The organism is Mycobacterium sp. NGS17, from assembly GCF_059813205.1.
Window position 1 is genome coordinate 766,466 of sequence record NZ_JCALED010000001.1, and the last position, 15,332, is coordinate 781,797.

Below are 15,332 nucleotides of genomic sequence, written 5' to 3' on the forward strand. Positions count from 1 at the left end.
CGGCGACCTTGCTTCCGGCCGAGCGTGAAGTTAGTTTAACGCTCGCTGCCGACCGTGAAACTAACTTCACAGTCGACGAGTGAAGTGACGCCGGCAATGACACGTGCGACGCTGCCGTCGTGGTTGAGCCGTTCCTGGGGAGTGAGGCCGTTGCTCGAGGCGTATTGACCAGAGGCCAACTCTGCACTGGCTATCTCCGGCTGTTCCGAGACGTCTACGTCGATCGGGATGCGGATGTCACCGCCGCGCTACGAGCGAGGGCCGGCTGGTTGTGGTCCGGACGCAGGGGCGTGGTTGCCGGGTTCGGCGCCGCAGCATTACACGGGAGCAAATGGGTCGACGACTTGACGGTGGTGGACCTCATCCACGACAACCGCCACTTCCAGGCTGGGATCAGGGCGCACGGCGACCGTATCGAGGACGACGAAATCGTCGTCATGGGAAAGATCCCGCTGACCTCGGCAGCTAGGACAGCCCTCGATATCGGATGCTGGTATTCGAAGAATGCAGCGGTTGCCGGCATGGACGCGTTGGCCCGCGCGACCGGAATCAAGGCGGCCGACGTCGAGATACTCGCGGAAAGGTACTCGCGCCGCCGAGGCATCGTGCAGGCGCGCAAGGCCATCGCGCTATTCGACAGCGGCGCGCAATCACCGAAGGAGTCGTGGCTGCGGATTGTCTTGATCGAGGCCGGCTTGCCGCGGCCGCAAACCCAGATTCCCGTGCTCGACGAATTGGGCAGCGCGATCGCATATTTGGATATGGGTTGGGAGGACGTCAAAGTAGCGGTCGAGTATGACGGTGAACATCACCGCAGCGATCGCTGGCAGTACAGCTGGGACGTCCGGCGATTGGAGAACATCGAGCGTCGCGGCTGGATCGTAGTGAGGGTGCTCGCAGGCGACAGGCCGGCCGGAATCGTCCGTCGGGTGCGCGCGGCTCGCGCCCGCCGAGCGTGAAACTGCTTTCACGCTCGTAGCCGAACGTGAAACTAACTTCACGCTCGGCGCGAGAAGGCTGGACGCTCGGCGCGAGAAGGCTCGGCGCGAGAACGCTCGGCGCGAGAAGGCTGGGCGTTCGGCGCAAAAACTACGCAGGGACCAGTTCGACGCCCGACAGCACGACGGCGTTGTCGCGCGAGGGCGCGACAACGCTGGCCAGGAAGCGGCCTTCAGAAGACGTCGAGTCCTTCCAGATGCCGACCTTGAGCGTTTCACCGGGGAACGCCACCCCGGCGAAACGCGCGCCGTAGGCCGCGACCGCGCCGGCATCACCGTCGAGCAGCGCATCGGTGATCGCCTTGCAGGTCATGCCGTACGTGCACAGTCCGTGCAGAATGGGCTGCGAAAACCCTGCGGCGGCGGCGAATTCGGGATCGGAGTGCAGCGGGTTGCGGTCGCCGCACAGCCGGTAGAGCAGTGCCTGTTGCGGCAGGATCGGCACGTCGACCTCGAGATCGGGAGCACGATCCGGCGCGCCGTCCGAGGTCGAGGCGCCACGCTCGCCGCCGAATCCGCCTTCGCCGCGGGCGAAGATGGACCGGCGCTGCGTCCACAGCAGCGTGCCATCCGGCGCGGTCACCGTCGTCTCGCTCCAGATCACCGCGGCCTTGCCCTTGTCCCAGATGTCCGTGAACCGGGTGACGGCCTTGGCCGAGCCCGACGGCGGCAGTGGAGCGGGCGCTTCGACGCGCTCGCTGGCGTGCAGCACCTTGCCCAGCTCGATGTCGATACCGGGAAATTTGACCGTCGGCGGTTTCGTGGCATGGAAGGTGGCGGCCACGTTGCCGAATGTCGGCAGCACCTGCGGGGTGTCGTCGATCAGGTAGCGCAGCTCGCGCGGGTCCATCGGATCGGCGCCCGCACCCAGTCCCAGGTGGTAGAGCTGCACATCGCTACTGGCCCAGCAGAATTCGATGGGATCCAGCTCGGCATTCAGCGCGACTTCTACGTCGATCGGCATCTCAGCTCTCCTCCGCGATGTGCAACGCCGCCAGGTAGCCGAATGTCATGGCCGGACCGATGGTGCCACCCGGACCGGGGTACGTGTGGCCCATCACCGGAGCACTGACATTGCCTGCGGCGTAGAGGCCTTCGATGATACTGCCGTCGTCACGCAGCGCGCGGCCGTGGACATCGGTGCGGATGCCGCCCTTGGTCCCCAGGTCACCGGGCACCATCTTGGCCGCGTAGTAGGGCGCATGACTGATCTCGCCGAGGTTGGGGTTCGGCTTGTTGGTCGGGTCGCCGTAGTACCTGTCGTACGCGCTCTCGCCGCGCTTGTAGTCCTCGTCGACGCCGGAGCGCGCGAACCCGTTGAAACGTTCGACCGTCGCGGCGAGTTCGCCCGGTGGGAGGCCGGCCTGCTGCGCCAGCTCGGCCAGCGTGTCGGCCTGGATGATGACGCCGGACTCCAGCCACTTACGCGGAATACGTTGTCCGGGTTGCAATCCCGCGAAGATGTAGCGGTCCCGGTACTGCTGGTCGAACACCAGCCACGCGGGAATGTTTTCGCCCGGGCCGGGTCCCTGACCGTATTGGCCGCCATACATGTGATGGCAGGCTTCGACGTAAGGCATCGATTCGTTCATGAACCGCCTGCCCGACATGTTGACGATGATCGATCCGGGCGAGTTGCGCTCGGACAACGCGAACCAGGGCGCACCCACCAGCGGGACGGTCGGACCCCACCACGCGTCTTCCATGATGTCCAATGCGGCGCCAAGCTTTTCACCTGCCAGGATTCCGTCGCCGGTGTTGGCGACCGCGCCCACGGTCCACTCGGTGGTGATCGGCGCGCGCTGGTATTTCACCCGCATCTGCTCGTTGTGCTCGAACCCGCCCGACGCCAGGATCACGCCACGGCGGGCCCGGATCAGCTGGGGCTCACTGGATTCGGCATCGCCCGTGCCGCGCGCGTAGACGCCGCGCACGACGCCGTCTTGGACGTAGAGGTCGGTGAGCGCGGTGTTGAGCACTACCGGCACCCCGGCCCGCTGCAATCCGATGCGCAGCGGACCGATCAACGCCCGGCCCATGCCGACGAGGTTCTTGCCGGTCGCCTTGGCCCACATGGTGCGTGCCCCGACCTTCAGGCTGCGCGCCACGCCGCGGGGGTGCCGCTTGAGCTGGTTCAGCCGCACGTAATCCTGTTGCATCACCACGACGTTCAGCGGGACCTTGCCGTACGCCGGCTCCAGGCCGGATTCGTCGGCGCCGAGCTTGCGGGCGTTGAACGGCTTCGGCTCGATCGATCGGCCCTCCGCGCGGCCGCCCGGCGACTCGGGGTAGTAGTCGGAGTAGCGCGGGACCCAGCACATCTTCAGCGGAGTGTGCTTGAGGACGAACGACAGCATCTCGGGGCCGCGCTCGAGGTAGGTATCGATGCGCTCGGGCTCGACGACGTCTCCGATGATCCCGTGCAGATAAGTGCGGGCGGCCTCGGCGGTATCGCGGACCCCGTCACGCTTGAGCACTTCGTTATTTGGGATCCAAACGCCGCCTCCTGAGCGTGCGGTGGAGCCGCCGAAGTGGGGGGCCTTCTCGATGACTATGGTGGAAAGACCCCGGTGAGCGGCGGTAAGGGCGGCCACCATGCCGGCTCCGCCGCTTCCGACCACGACGACGTCGTACTCCTGCGCTGACATGTAGAACACGTTATAGAATTGCCCGGGGCGGCCGCTACTGGCCCGGTCGAGCGACGAGGAGACTTGGAGAGATGCTCAGTGTTGCCATGCGCGACGAGCTGGCCGCCGACTTGGCGCAAGCCGAGCGCAGCGGCGAGCCGATAACCCCGCTGACCGCCACCTATCCGGAGATCGACGTCGTCGACGCCTATGAGATTCAGCTGATCAACATCCGCCAGAGGGTCGCCGAAGGCGCCCGGGTGCTGGGCCACAAGGTGGGCCTGTCCAGCGAGGCGATGCAGCAGATGATGGGGGTCGACGAGCCGGATTACGGCCATCTGCTCGACGAGATGCAGCTGTTCGAGGACACTCCGGTCAAGACGAACCGCTACCTGTACCCGCGGGTGGAGGTAGAGGTCGGGTTCATCCTGTCCGCGGACCTGCCGGGCGCCGGTTGCACCGAGGACGACGTGCTGGCGGCCACCGAGGCGTTGGTCCCGTCGATCGAGTTGATCGACACCAGGATCACCGACTGGAAGATCGGGTTGTGCGACACCATCGCCGACAACGCGTCTTCGGCGGGTTACGTACTGGGTCAGGCGCGGGTCTCGCCGGCCGAGCTCGACGTGACGAAGATCGACGCGGTGCTGACTTGCAACAGTGAGGTGATCGCCAAGGGACGTAGTGACGCGGTGCTGGGCAATCCGGTCACCGCGGTGGCCTGGTTGGCGCGCAAGGTGGAGAGCTTCGGCGTCCGGTTGCGCAAGGGTGACGTGGTGCTGCCCGGGTCGTGCACGCGGGCGATCGACGTGCACCCCGGCGACGACTTCGTCGCCGATTTCGCGGGCCTCGGTTCGGTCCGCCTGTCGTTCGAATAGGCTCGAATTTAAATCATCTAACTAAACCTCAAAGCTCGAGGAGCATCATGCCGACTAAGGCGACTGTGGCCATTGTCGGGTCGGGGAACATCAGCACTGACCTGCTTTACAAGCTGCTGCGATCGGATTGGCTGGAACCCCGCTGGATGGTCGGCATCGACCCGGAGAGCGAGGGCTTGGCCCGGGCCCGAAAGCTGGGTTTGGAGACCACCCACGAGGGTGTGGACTGGTTGTTGGCGCAGCCGGAGAAGCCCGACCTGGTGTTCGAAGCGACCAGCGCCTACGTGCACCGCGACGCCGCACCCAAGTACGAGGCCGCCGGGATCCGCGCGATCGATCTGACGCCGGCCGCCGTGGGCCCGGCGGTGATCCCGCCGGCCAACCTGCGCCAGCACCTGGACGCACCGAACGTCAACATGATCACCTGCGGTGGGCAGGCAACCATCCCGATCGTGTACGCGGTGTCGCGTGCGGTCGCCGACATCGGCGGCGTGCCCTACGCCGAGATCGTCGCCTCGGTCGCCTCACTCTCGGCCGGTCCCGGCACCCGCGCCAATATCGACGAGTTCACCAAGACCACCAGCAGGGGCGTAGAGACGATCGGCGGAGCCAAGCGCGGCAAGGCGATCATCATCCTGAACCCGGCCGACCCGCCGATGATCATGCGCGACACCATTTTCTGCGCCATCCCGGAGGACGCCGACCGCGACGCGATCGCCAAGTCGATTCACGACGTGGTGGCTGAGGTGCAGACCTATGTGCCGGGTTACCGGCTGCTCAACGAGCCCCAGTTCGACGACCCGTCGATCAACTCGGGTGGGCAGGCGCTGGTCACCACATTCGTCGAAGTGGAGGGTGCGGGCGACTATCTACCGCCTTACGCTGGAAATCTCGACATCATGACCGCCGCGGCAACGAAGGTCGGCGAGGAGATCGCCAAGGAGTCCTTGAGCGCGACGGCCGGAGGAGCGCAATCATGACCCGTGCCGACGACGATGCAGTGGGGATACCGCCCGCTTGCGGGGGACGAAGCGATGAGGAGAAGTGGCGCCATGAGTGAAGTCTTCTTCAACCCGGTCTGGGACGTCCGGATGACCGATACGTCGCTGCGGGACGGCTCCCACCACAAGCGTCACCAGTTCACCACCGACGAGGTCGGCGCGATCGTGGCCGCCCTGGACGCCGCCGGAGTGCCCGTCATCGAGGTCACCCACGGCGACGGCCTGGGCGGCTCGAGCTTCAACTACGGGTTCTCCAAAACCCCCGAGCAGGAGCTGATCAAGCTCGCGGCCCAGACCGCCAAGGAGGCGAAGATCGCCTTCTTGATGCTGCCCGGCGTCGGCACCAAGGAAGACATCAAAGAGGCCCAGAACAACGGCGGCTCGATCTGCCGGATCGCGACGCACTGCACCGAGGCCGACGTGTCGATCCAGCACTTCGGCCTGGCCCGCGAGCTCGGCCTGGAAACCGTCGGGTTCCTGATGATGAGCCACACCATTGCGCCCGAGAAGCTGGCGGCGCAGGCCCGCATCATGGCCGACGCCGGCTGCCAGTGCGTCTACGTGGTCGATTCGGCCGGAGCGCTGGTCCTCGAGGGCGTGCGGGACCGGGTGGCGGCGCTGGTCGCCGAGCTCGGCGACGACGCCCAGGTCGGCTTTCACGGCCACGAGAACCTGGGGCTCGGGGTGGCCAACAGTGTGGAGGCGGTCCGGGCGGGCGCCAAGCAGATCGACGGCTCCTGCCGCCGGTTCGGCGCCGGGGCAGGCAACGCGCCCGTCGAGGCGCTGATCGGGGTGTTCGACAAGATCGGCGTGAAGACCGGGATCGACTTCTTCGACATCGCCGACGCGGCCGAAGAGGTTGTCGCCCCGGCGATGCCCGCCGAGTGCCTGCTCGACCGCAATGCGTTGATCATGGGGTATTCCGGGGTGTACTCGAGCTTCCTCAAGCACGCCATCCGCCAGTCCGAGCGCTACGGTGTGCCGGCCCACCAGCTGCTGCACCGCGCCGGGCAGCGCAAACTCATCGGTGGCCAGGAAGACCAGCTCATCGACATCGCGCTCGAGATCAAGCGCGAGCAAGAGAGCGGCGCCGCGGCGTCGCGCTGATCCGTCTCTCGCCTGCACGCACAGGCCACGCTAAGGTGCCGCGAGTAGCCTGGCGCACATGAGCACATCCAACACAGTCGGCGCTCGGCGTCGTGGGCTGTACGGCCTGCTCGCCGGGGGATTGATGACCGCTACCGCCGCTGCGGTGATCGCGGTGCCCTTGGCCGGCACGGCCAGCGCGCAGTGCAACCAGGACGTGGGTGCATCCATCGATGCGTACCTGCAGAAGCACCCGGACCTCCACCAGCAATTGCAGCAGAGGTCTCAGGCCGAAGGCGGCAACGGCAACGTCATCGACTACCTCAATCGGCATCCCGACGTGCGCCAGCACCTGATCGACCTTTCCCACTCCTGCCCTCCGTAGTGAGTCTGCGTCGTCCGTGAACGCCGCGGCCGACGCGCGGGAACGTTCGCCATTGACGAAAAAGTAGAACACGTTCTAGCGTCTAGGCGTGTTCTCTGATTCCCTCATCGAAGCCATCGCCGAGTCCGAGAAGCTGGTGGCCGCGGCGCCTCACATCGAGACCGAAGCCGACCTGCTGGAAGGGCTGCAGTACCTGGCCGGCTGCATCGCCGGCTGTCTGCATCTGTCGTTCGACTACGACCGCGACCATCCCTTCCTGCAATCGGGCACCGGGCCGTTCACCAAGATGGGCCTGGACAACCCCGACACGCTCTACTTCGGCACGCGGGTGCACGCCAACCACGATTACGTGGTCACCGGCCGGCGCGGCACCACCACCGACCTGAGCTTCCAGCTGCTGGGCGGGGAATACACCGACGACAACGTCCCGGTCAGCCAGGCCGCGTTCGACGACCGGGAACTGCAGATCGCACCCGACGGCAGCTTCGAGTGGCGGGTACGGCCGACGAGTCCCGGGCAACTGGTCATCCGCGAGGTGTACGGCGACTGGGCGGCGCAGCGCGGCACGCTTTCCATCTCGCGCCTGGACACCGCGGGCACCGCGCCGCCGCCATTGACCCGCGAAATCATCGAAAAGCGTTATGCCACAGCCGGAAAGCAACTGGTTAACCGGGTGAAGACGTGGCTGCAGTTCCCGCAGTGGTTCTACTTCAACATTCCGGTGAACACGATGGTCGCGCCCCGGCTGACGCCGGGTGGACTGGCGACCCAGTATTCGTCGGTGGGCCACTACGAGCTGCGGCCTGACCAGGCGCTGGTGATCACCATCCCGGCCACCGACGCGCCCTACCTCGGTTTCCAGTTGGGCAGCCTGTGGTACATCTCGCTGGACTACATCAACCACCAGACGTCGCTGAACAACACTCAGGCCCAAGCGGATCCGGACGGCAAGGTGCGCATCGTCGTCGCCGACCAGAACCCGGGCGTGACCAACTGGGTCGAAACCCTCGGCCATCGCAAGGGCATCCTGCAGTTCCGCTGGCAGCGGGTGTCGCGTCAACTCACCGAAGCCGACGGCCCCTCCGTCGAGCTGGTCGACGTCGACGCCATAGCGACCACGCTGCCCTACTTCGAGCACAACAAGATTTCCGAGGACGAGTGGCGCGCGCGAATCGCGCTGCGCCAACAACAAATTGCGGCAAGGATGCTGGGGTGACGATGTCAGGGATGCTCAACGACAAGGTAGTGATCATCAGCGGCGTCGGCCCGGGTCTCGGTACCACGCTGGCACACCGATGTGCCGACAACGGTGCCGACCTGGTGCTGGCGGCCCGTACCGTCGAACGGCTGGACGAGGTCGCCAAGCGGATCAACGACTCCGGCCGCAAGGCCGTGGCGGTCCGCACCGACATCACCGACGACGACGAGGTCGCCTACTTGGTCGAGACCACTATGGCCACCTACGGCAAGGTCGACGTGCTGATCAACAACGCGTTCCGGGTGCCGTCCATGAAGCCGTTGGCCGGCACCAGCTTTCAGCACATCCGGGACGCGATCGAGCTCAGTGCGCTGGGCGCGCTGCGGCTGATCCAGGCCTTCACGCCGGCGTTGGAGGCGACGCACGGATCGATCGTCAACGTCAACTCCATGGTGCTGCGCCACTCGCAGGCGAAATACGGCGCGTACAAGATGGCGAAGTCCGCGCTGCTCTCCATGTCCCAATCGCTGGCCACCGAGCTCGGTGACAAGGGCATCCGGGTCAATTCCGTTGCGCCGGGGTATATCTGGGGCGACACATTGCAGGCGTACTTCGAGCACCAGGTGGGCAAGTACGGCACGACAGTCGACGAGATCTATGCGGCAACCGCGGCGAACTCCGACCTGAAGCGCTTGCCCACCGAGGACGAGGTGGCATCGGCCATTCTGTTCCTGTCCAGCGATCTGTCCAGCGGCATCACCGGGCAGACCCTGGACGTCAACTGCGGGGAGTATCACGTCTGATGTCCGACCGCACCGATATCGGCACCGTCGACGAGCTGCACGCATCGGCCACCAAGCTGACCGGGCTCGACGACTTCGGCGCTGACGACGACAATTACCGCGAAGCGCTGCGCGTCCTGCTGGACTCCTACCGGACCGAGGCCGGGCTTACGGTGTTGGGCAGCAAGATGAATCGCTTCTTCCTGCGCGGAGCGCTGGTCGCGCGATTGCTCTCCGAATCGGCGTGGAAGCAATACCCGCAATACGCCGACGTCGTCATCGAACGGCCCATCTTCGTCACCGGCCTGGTACGCACCGGAACCACGGCGCTGCACCGGCTCCTGGGCGCCGATCCCGCGCATCAGGGCCTGCACATGTGGCTCGCCGAATTTCCGCAACCGCGGCCACCGCGCGAGACGTGGGAATCGCACCCGCTGTATCGCCAGCTCGACGCGCAGTTCACCCAGCACCACCAGGAAAACCCCGGCTACACCGGGCTGCACTTCATGGCCGCCTACGAGCTGGAGGAGTGCTGGCAGCTGCTGCGGCAGTCGCTGCATTCGGTGTCCTACGAAACGCTGGCGCACCTGCCCAGTTACGCCCAGTGGCTCTCGGAGCAGGACTGGACGCCGTCATATCAGCGGCACCGCCGCAACCTTCAGCTGATCGGGCTCAACGACGCCGACAAACGCTGGGTGCTGAAGAATCCCAGCCACCTGTTCGCGTTGGACGCGTTGATGGCGACCTATCCCGACGCGTTGGTGATCCAGACTCATCGTCCGGTCGAAACGATCATGGCCTCGATGTGCTCGCTGGCGCAGCACACCGCGGAGGGGTGGTCGACGTCGTTCACCGGGGCTCAAATCGGCGCTGATGCAATGGAAACCTGGTCGCGGGGACTGGAGCGGTTCAACACCGCGCGAGCCAGATACAGTCCGTCGCAGTTCTACGACGTCGACTACAAGGAATTGATCACCGACCCGATGGGCACCGTGGCCGACATCTACCGTCACTTCGGCCTGACGCTGACCGATGAGGCCAAGGCCGCCATGGAGAAGACCCACGCCGACAGCCAGGCCGGCGAGCGTGCGCCGAAGCACACTTATTCGCTGGCCGACTATGGACTCAGCACCGAGGCCGTCAAGGAGCGCTTCGCGGGCCTCTAAATCACGGGTGCCACAATAGTTTCCGGATTTATGGGTGCGCGTTTTGCCCGCCTCGCAGCGACAACATTCGCGAATCGCGCTGTCGCGCCGGCGTTGTCGCTCGAAGGTGGGCAATACACCAATGCCGGAGCGGCGGCCCGTTCATAACCGCGGGCAGGGCCCGGAGTTGACGTCCGCTCAGTCGTCGTCCGGCTCGTCGTCGAGGTCCAGATAGCCCTCGGCGACCGCATGCTCGATGCTGTCACCGAGTTTGGGGCACGACCTCGTGCGCGCGGTGTCGCCCCCGGACGCACGCACCTCGGTGAAGTGCGCACACCGCTGCCACGCCTCGGTGTTCCATTGCACCGCGGTGTGTCCGGGCCCGAGCCTTCGAACGGTGACCCGCACGTGGCAGAACCGGCAGTCGACCGGCAACAGACCCGAGTTGAGGTAGCGCTCGCGGTCGGCCCGACTGGCCTCGGCGACCGCAGCGGCGCGCTGCGGATCGTCGGTGAAATCCCTTGATTTCGACCAGGACCCACCCTTGCGTTCGGCGCCGGCTGGATGCTCGTCGTGGTCGTGATGATCGCCGTGCAGCAACAACATCGACCGCGCGAGCTGATCGACGTCAGGTACCGCCGGCTGATCCTCGCTCATGATTCCTAGTGTTGCTTGGCCGGCACGTCGTCGGTGGCGGGCTCGTCCGCCGCGGAGTCCTTGGCCTTGAGGTTCTGCTCCACCTCGGCATTCCAGTACTCATTGGCTCGGGTCGTGTCGACCTCGATCTCGAAGCGCTCCACCATCTCCGGCTCGATGTCGGCGACGTCGACGTAGAACTGCTGGTACCAACGACGCAACTGATAGACCGCGCCGTCCTCTTCGACCAGCAGCGGATTGTCGATGCGGGTCTTGTGCTTCCAGATCTCGACGTCCTGCAGGAAGCCCTTGCTGACGCCCTCGGTGAACACCCTCGACAGCTTGTCGGTCATCTTTTCGTCCATGCCCTTGGGCTTTTCGACGATGACACCCCACTGCAGCATGAACGAGTTCTGAGTCACCGGGTAGTGGCAGTTGATCAGGATCGACTCGGCCTTGTAACCGCCGTAGCTATTGTGCAGCCAGTTGATCATGAACGACGGCCCGAAATAGGACGCCTCCGAATCCAGGTGCGCCTCACCGTAAGACGTGCCGAGGTCGTTGACGTCGGGCCGGCCCACGTTGTGCAGGTACTGCGAGGCGATGTGACCCTCGAACACGTTCTTGAAGTACGTCGGCAACCCGAAATGGATGTAGAAGAAGTGCGCCATGTCGGTGACGTTGTCGATGATGTCGCGGCAGTTGGAGCCCTCGATGAGGATGCTGTTCCACCGCCACTCGGTCCACTCGTCGCTGTGGGACTCCGGGATGTCCGGGATGCGCACGGCGGGGTCCGGGGGATTGTTCTCGTGGTCGTGCCAGACGAACAGCAGGCCGCCGCGCACGTCGGTCGTCCACGACCGGGTCCGCGCCGTCTTGGGTGTGCGCTTGGCGTACGGGACCAGCTTGCAGCGGCCGTCGCCGCCCCAACGCCAGTCGTGGAACGGACAGGCGACCTCGTCGCCCTTGATGGTGCCCTCGGAGAGGTCGCCGCCCATGTGGCGGCAGTAGCCGTCGAGCACCTTGATGTCGCCCTGCGAGTCCGCGAAAACCACCAGCTTGGTGCCGAACGCCTCGATCGAGTGCGGCTTGCCGTCCTGGAAGTACTTCGCAACGCCCAGGCAGTGCCAGCCGCGGGCGTATCTGGTCGGCAAGGCGCCGGGATCGATCTCCCGAATGCCGACCGCCTTGGTGTCGGTACTCACCTGTCACCTCCAACTCGCTGGGCCTCTAACTAGAACACGTTACAGTTTTGCAGCGGGCGCGCGCAACGACGGCGAGCCTGGCCATGGCATATGCGCGCTGCGGTATATCTAAACGATGCCGCTGTTTGCGTTCGAGGGCCGCGCGCCACGGGTCGATCCCACCGCTTTCGTGGCCCCGACGGCCACTCTGATCGGCGATGTCGTGGTGGAGGCGGGGGCCTCGGTCTGGTTCAACGCCGTGTTGCGCGGCGACTACGGGCCGATCGTGGTGCGCGAGGGCGCCAACGTCCAGGACGGATCGGTGTTGCACGCGCCACCCGGCATCCCGGTCGACATCGGTCCCGGTGCGACGGTCGCGCATCTGTGCCTGATTCACGGGGTGCACGTCGGCCAGGAGGCGCTGATCGCGAACCACGCCACCGTTCTGGACGGTGCGGTGATCGGGGCGCGCAGCCTGGTGGCCGCGCACTCACTGGTGACGGCGGGCACCCAGATCCCGGCCGGGATGCTGGCCGTCGGAGCGCCGGCGCAGATCAAGGGCCCTGTCGCCGGGACCGGCGCCGAGATGTGGGTCAAGGTGAACCCGCAGGCGTACCGCGACCTCGCCCAGCGGCATCTGGCCGGGCTGGAGCCGCTCTAGACTTTGCGCGTGTTGGCCGCGGCGCGTTCCATCTCCCAGTAGGCGCGCAGGGCCACCATCTTGCCCTCGGCGTCGACCCGGTAGGTGAAAACGCCTTCAGCTGTCGTCTGGTACTCACCCGTCGTGATGAGGATGTGCCCGACGTTGGCTTCCTCGTTGCCGCACTGGTAGGTGTCGCGGAAGAAGAACTCGATCTTGGTGGTGGGGGCGATGGCCTTGTCCCAGAAGGCCGAGATGGCGTCACGGCCCCGGTGGCCGAGGCCTTCGGGGTCGAACACCGAGGGCCCGATCGGGTCCTCGACGATGGCGTCGTCGGCGAATACCGCCAGCCAGGCGTCCTTGTCCCGGGCCGCCACCGCGTCGCGGGAGCGGCGGCCGGCCTCGTGCGCGGGATGCTCACTCAACGGCGCCGCTCCTCCTCATCGCTGCGTCCCCCGCAAGCGGGCGGTACCCCCACTGCATCGTCGTCGGCGCGCTCACGAGACCTGCTGGGCCGCGGGCTTGTCTGCACCGACCACCCACATCGAGTAGTACTGGGAGCCACCGCCGTAGGCGTGTCCCAGGGCCTTTCGCGCGTTGGGAACCTGGTGGTCGCCACCCTTGCCCATCACCTGAATGGCCGCTTCGGCGAACCGAATCAGGCCCGACGCGCCGATCGGGTTCGACGACAGCACCCCGCCGGACGGGTTCACCGGCAGCCGACCGCCGATCTTGGTTTCGCCCGCTTCGGTGAGTTTCCAGCCTTCGCCCTCGGCGGCAAACCCGAGGTTTTCCAACCACATCGGTTCGAACCAGGAGAACGGGACATAGATCTCCGCGGCGTCGATCTCGTCGATCGGGCTCTCGATGCCGGCGGCCTTCCATAGTGCCGCGGCGGCGTCACGGCCGGCCTGCGGGCTGACCTGGTCGCGTCCGGCGAACTGCAGCGGCTCGGTGCGCAACGCGGTGGCGTGGATCCAGGCCACCGGATGTCCTTGCGCCAGGCGGGCTTCGGCGGCCTCCTCATTGCCGATCACGACGGCGGCGGCGCCGTCGGACGACGGGCAGGTCTCGTCGTAACGGATCGGATCCCACAGCATGGGCGAGGCCATCACCTTCTCGACGGTGATGTCGGGTTGGTGCAGATGCGCCAGCGGGTTCTTGACGCCGTTGAGCCGGTCCTTGACCGCGACCATGGCGCCGATGTTCGTCGGCGCGCCGGTCCGGCGGATGTAGGAGCGCACGTGCGGGGCGAAGTAGCCGCCCGCGCCGGCGCCCACCGGCTTGATGAACGGGATGGGAATCGACAACGCCCACATGGCGTTTGACTCCGACTGCTTCTCCCAGGCCATCGCGAGCACGCGCCGGTACTTGCCGGACTGGACCAGGCTGGCGGCCACCACGCCGGTAGAACCGCCGACCGATCCGGCGGTGTGCACCCGGATCAGCGGCTTACCCGTGGCGCCCATGGCGTCGGCCATGAACAGCTCGGGCATCATGACGCCCTCGAAGAAGTCCGGCGCCTTGCCGACCACGACGGCGTCGATGTCGTCGAAGGTGGAACCGGAGTCGGCCAGCGCCCGGTCGATGGCCTCGCGCACCATGCCGTTCATCGAAACGTCCTGGCGTTTGGCGACGTACTTCGTTTGTCCGGTACCTAGTACCGCAGCAACGTTTGGCCCTGCACCGGCCATCAGTTCTTTCCTTCCATCACCGCGACCAGGTTCTGTTGTAGCGCAGGCCCGCTGGTGGCGTGCGCCAGCACCCGCTCAGCAGAACCGTTCCAGATGTGTTGTGCCGCAAAGCCGATGCGTTCGAGACCGGCGACGAACATGGGATTGGCCGCCAGCGCGCCGCCGGACGGGTTGACCTTGGTCGGTCCCGGTATCCGGATGGCTTCCGCGATGATCAGATGTTGGTGGGTGAACGGCGCGCAGATCTCGGCAACGTCGAGGTTGTCGGTCCGCCCGCCGGTGGCCACCTGGGCGGCGGCCTTGGTCGACGGGGACTCGGTGAGGTCCCGCGCGCCCAGCACCGGCGTTTCGATGCGATGCTCGATTCCGGTGATCCAGGCCGGGTTTTCGCGCAGCTCGCGCGCCCGGTCGCCGGCCGCGAGCACGATGGCCGCGGCGCCGTCGGTGATCGGGGCGATGTCGTGGCGGCGCAGCGGGTCGGCGAAGAAGGGCCGCTCGAGCAACTCGGCCACGCTGATCGACCCCTCCACGTTGTCCACCCGGCGCGCGTTGGCGAAGGAGTCGAAGGCCACGCGCGCCATCTGCTCCTCGGTCCACTTGCCGGTGTCGAGCCCGATGCGCGCCTGCAGCCCGGCCATCGAGATCGAATCCGGCCACAACGGCGCGACGGTGTAGGGGTCGGTCTGCCGCGTCAGGATCTGACGCAGGATGCCCGCCGAGGACTTGCCGAAGCCGTACACCAGCGCGGTGTCGACCTCGCCGGTCAGGATCTTGATGTAGGCCTCGTAAAGCGCCCAGGCCGCGTCCATCTCGACGTGTGATTCGTTGATCGGCGGAACGGCGCCGATCGAGTCGATCGCCGAGATGAACGAAAATGCCCGTCCGGCAAGGTAATCAGATGATCCGGAGCACCAGAAGCCGATGTCGGTCCGGCTGATGCCCAGCTCCTCGTACAGCTGGGCGAAGCACGGGATCAACATTTCGACACCGTTGGTGGTGCCGTCGGTGCGGCGGACGTGCGGTGCGTGGGCAAAGCCGACTACCGCGACGTTGCGAGCGCTCATGTGTTCTTAAGCCC

The 15,332-nt window shown here is 66.1% G+C and carries 16 protein-coding genes and 1 pseudogene; 9 read left to right on the forward strand and 8 right to left on the reverse strand.

Features of this window, described 5'->3' with window-relative positions:
• The first annotated feature begins 119 nt into the window (after nt 1-119).
• Nucleotides 120-959 carry a putative endonuclease domain-containing protein gene (locus tag AC5Y7E_RS03785; protein ID WP_499947475.1) on the forward strand — a complete coding sequence of 280 codons (840 nt, stop codon included), beginning with the start codon at nt 120-122 and terminating at the stop codon, nt 957-959.
• 130 nt (nt 960-1,089) lie between these two features.
• Here AC5Y7E_RS03785 and chsH3 read toward each other — a convergent pair whose 3' ends face one another.
• On the reverse strand, nt 1,090-1,962 hold the full coding sequence (chsH3, locus tag AC5Y7E_RS03790; RefSeq protein WP_499947476.1) for an enoyl-CoA hydratase ChsH3: 873 nt from the start codon (nt 1,960-1,962) through the stop codon (nt 1,090-1,092).
• A 1-nt stretch (nt 1,963) separates the two neighbouring features.
• Nucleotides 1,964-3,646: a 3-oxosteroid 1-dehydrogenase gene (gene kstD, locus AC5Y7E_RS03795; protein ID WP_499947477.1), complete on the reverse strand. Its 1,683-nt coding sequence runs from the start codon at nt 3,644-3,646 to the stop codon at nt 1,964-1,966.
• 71 nt (nt 3,647-3,717) lie between these two features.
• Here kstD and AC5Y7E_RS03800 point away from each other — a divergent pair, with 71 nt between their 5' ends.
• The 7 genes from AC5Y7E_RS03800 (at nt 3,718) to AC5Y7E_RS03830 (ending at nt 10,121) form a co-directional block, all read left to right on the forward strand.
• Nucleotides 3,718-4,503, forward strand: a complete 786-nt coding sequence (locus AC5Y7E_RS03800; protein WP_499947478.1) for a 2-keto-4-pentenoate hydratase — start codon at nt 3,718-3,720, stop codon at nt 4,501-4,503.
• Between the two features lie 47 nt (nt 4,504-4,550).
• Nucleotides 4,551-5,483, forward strand: a complete 933-nt coding sequence (locus AC5Y7E_RS03805) for an acetaldehyde dehydrogenase (acetylating) (RefSeq protein ID WP_499916907.1) — start codon at nt 4,551-4,553, stop codon at nt 5,481-5,483.
• Between the two features lie 72 nt (nt 5,484-5,555).
• Nucleotides 5,556-6,611: a 4-hydroxy-2-oxovalerate aldolase gene (dmpG, locus tag AC5Y7E_RS03810; protein ID WP_499916905.1), complete on the forward strand. Its 1,056-nt coding sequence runs from the start codon at nt 5,556-5,558 to the stop codon at nt 6,609-6,611.
• A gap of 58 nt (nt 6,612-6,669) precedes the next feature.
• On the forward strand, nt 6,670-6,975 hold the full coding sequence (locus AC5Y7E_RS03815) for a hypothetical protein (RefSeq protein ID WP_499947479.1): 306 nt from the start codon (nt 6,670-6,672) through the stop codon (nt 6,973-6,975).
• Between the two features lie 88 nt (nt 6,976-7,063).
• Complete coding sequence (locus AC5Y7E_RS03820) at nt 7,064-8,191, forward strand: hypothetical protein (RefSeq protein ID WP_499916901.1); 1,128 nt, start codon at nt 7,064-7,066, stop codon at nt 8,189-8,191.
• A 2-nt stretch (nt 8,192-8,193) separates the two neighbouring features.
• A complete protein-coding gene (locus AC5Y7E_RS03825; protein ID WP_499947601.1) occupies nt 8,194-8,976 on the forward strand; it encodes an SDR family oxidoreductase in 783 nt (260 codons plus the stop codon).
• On the forward strand, nt 8,976-10,121 hold the full coding sequence (locus AC5Y7E_RS03830) for a sulfotransferase family protein (protein ID WP_499947480.1): 1,146 nt from the start codon (nt 8,976-8,978) through the stop codon (nt 10,119-10,121). Before AC5Y7E_RS03825 ends, AC5Y7E_RS03830 begins: the two co-directional genes overlap by 1 nt.
• Before the next feature lie 177 nt (nt 10,122-10,298).
• Here AC5Y7E_RS03830 and AC5Y7E_RS03835 read toward each other — a convergent pair whose 3' ends face one another.
• Nucleotides 10,299-10,757, reverse strand: a complete 459-nt coding sequence (locus tag AC5Y7E_RS03835; RefSeq protein ID WP_499947481.1) for a hypothetical protein — start codon at nt 10,755-10,757, stop codon at nt 10,299-10,301.
• A 5-nt stretch (nt 10,758-10,762) separates the two neighbouring features.
• On the reverse strand, nt 10,763-11,941 hold the full coding sequence (locus AC5Y7E_RS03840) for a 3-ketosteroid-9-alpha-monooxygenase, oxygenase component (protein ID WP_499947482.1): 1,179 nt from the start codon (nt 11,939-11,941) through the stop codon (nt 10,763-10,765).
• Nucleotides 11,942-12,056: 115 nt separating this feature from the next.
• Between AC5Y7E_RS03840 and AC5Y7E_RS03845 the strand changes: the two genes are divergently transcribed.
• On the forward strand, nt 12,057-12,581 hold the full coding sequence (locus AC5Y7E_RS03845; RefSeq protein WP_499916893.1) for a gamma carbonic anhydrase family protein: 525 nt from the start codon (nt 12,057-12,059) through the stop codon (nt 12,579-12,581).
• Here the strand turns inward: AC5Y7E_RS03845 and AC5Y7E_RS03850 are convergent.
• The 4 genes and pseudogenes from AC5Y7E_RS03850 to AC5Y7E_RS03865 form a co-directional block, all read right to left on the reverse strand.
• Nucleotides 12,578-12,985 (reverse strand): nuclear transport factor 2 family protein, encoded by a 408-nt coding sequence (locus AC5Y7E_RS03850; protein ID WP_499947483.1) that lies wholly within the window; start codon nt 12,983-12,985, stop codon nt 12,578-12,580. The two genes, AC5Y7E_RS03845 and AC5Y7E_RS03850, sit on opposite strands and share 4 nt — an antisense overlap.
• A pseudogene (locus AC5Y7E_RS03855) lies at nt 12,982-13,056 on the reverse strand (16S rRNA (guanine(966)-N(2))-methyltransferase RsmD); the annotation flags it as partial. The pseudogene AC5Y7E_RS03855 and the gene AC5Y7E_RS03850, both read right to left, overlap by 4 nt.
• A gap of 1 nt (nt 13,057) precedes the next feature.
• Nucleotides 13,058-14,254 carry a thiolase family protein gene (locus tag AC5Y7E_RS03860; RefSeq protein ID WP_499947484.1) on the reverse strand — a complete coding sequence of 399 codons (1,197 nt, stop codon included), beginning with the start codon at nt 14,252-14,254 and terminating at the stop codon, nt 13,058-13,060.
• Nucleotides 14,254-15,318, reverse strand: coding sequence for a thiolase family protein (locus AC5Y7E_RS03865; protein ID WP_499916886.1), 1,065 nt, complete (start codon nt 15,316-15,318; stop codon nt 14,254-14,256). Before AC5Y7E_RS03865 ends, AC5Y7E_RS03860 begins: the two co-directional genes overlap by 1 nt.
• Between the last annotated feature and the right edge of the window lie 14 nt (nt 15,319-15,332).

Bases quoted from the DNA above. Each gene is read 5' to 3' on its own strand.
- AC5Y7E_RS03800 (WP_499947478.1), top strand. From the start codon at position 3,718: ATGCTCAGTGTTGCCATGCGCGACGAGCTGGCCGCCGACTTGGCGCAA.
- AC5Y7E_RS03830 (WP_499947480.1), top strand. From the start codon at position 8,976: ATGTCCGACCGCACCGATATCGGCACCGTCGACGAGCTGCACGCATCG.
- AC5Y7E_RS03835 (WP_499947481.1), bottom strand. From the start codon at position 10,757: ATGAGCGAGGATCAGCCGGCGGTACCTGACGTCGATCAGCTCGCGCGG.
- dmpG (WP_499916905.1), top strand. From the start codon at position 5,556: ATGAGTGAAGTCTTCTTCAACCCGGTCTGGGACGTCCGGATGACCGAT.
- AC5Y7E_RS03860 (WP_499947484.1), bottom strand. From the start codon at position 14,254: ATGGCCGGTGCAGGGCCAAACGTTGCTGCGGTACTAGGTACCGGACAA.
- AC5Y7E_RS03805 (WP_499916907.1), top strand. From the start codon at position 4,551: ATGCCGACTAAGGCGACTGTGGCCATTGTCGGGTCGGGGAACATCAGC.
- AC5Y7E_RS03815 (WP_499947479.1), top strand. From the start codon at position 6,670: ATGAGCACATCCAACACAGTCGGCGCTCGGCGTCGTGGGCTGTACGGC.
- AC5Y7E_RS03825 (WP_499947601.1), top strand. From the start codon at position 8,194: ATGTCAGGGATGCTCAACGACAAGGTAGTGATCATCAGCGGCGTCGGC.
- chsH3 (WP_499947476.1), bottom strand. From the start codon at position 1,962: ATGCCGATCGACGTAGAAGTCGCGCTGAATGCCGAGCTGGATCCCATC.
- AC5Y7E_RS03845 (WP_499916893.1), top strand. From the start codon at position 12,057: ATGCCGCTGTTTGCGTTCGAGGGCCGCGCGCCACGGGTCGATCCCACC.
- kstD (WP_499947477.1), bottom strand. From the start codon at position 3,646: ATGTCAGCGCAGGAGTACGACGTCGTCGTGGTCGGAAGCGGCGGAGCC.
- AC5Y7E_RS03865 (WP_499916886.1), bottom strand. From the start codon at position 15,318: ATGAGCGCTCGCAACGTCGCGGTAGTCGGCTTTGCCCACGCACCGCAC.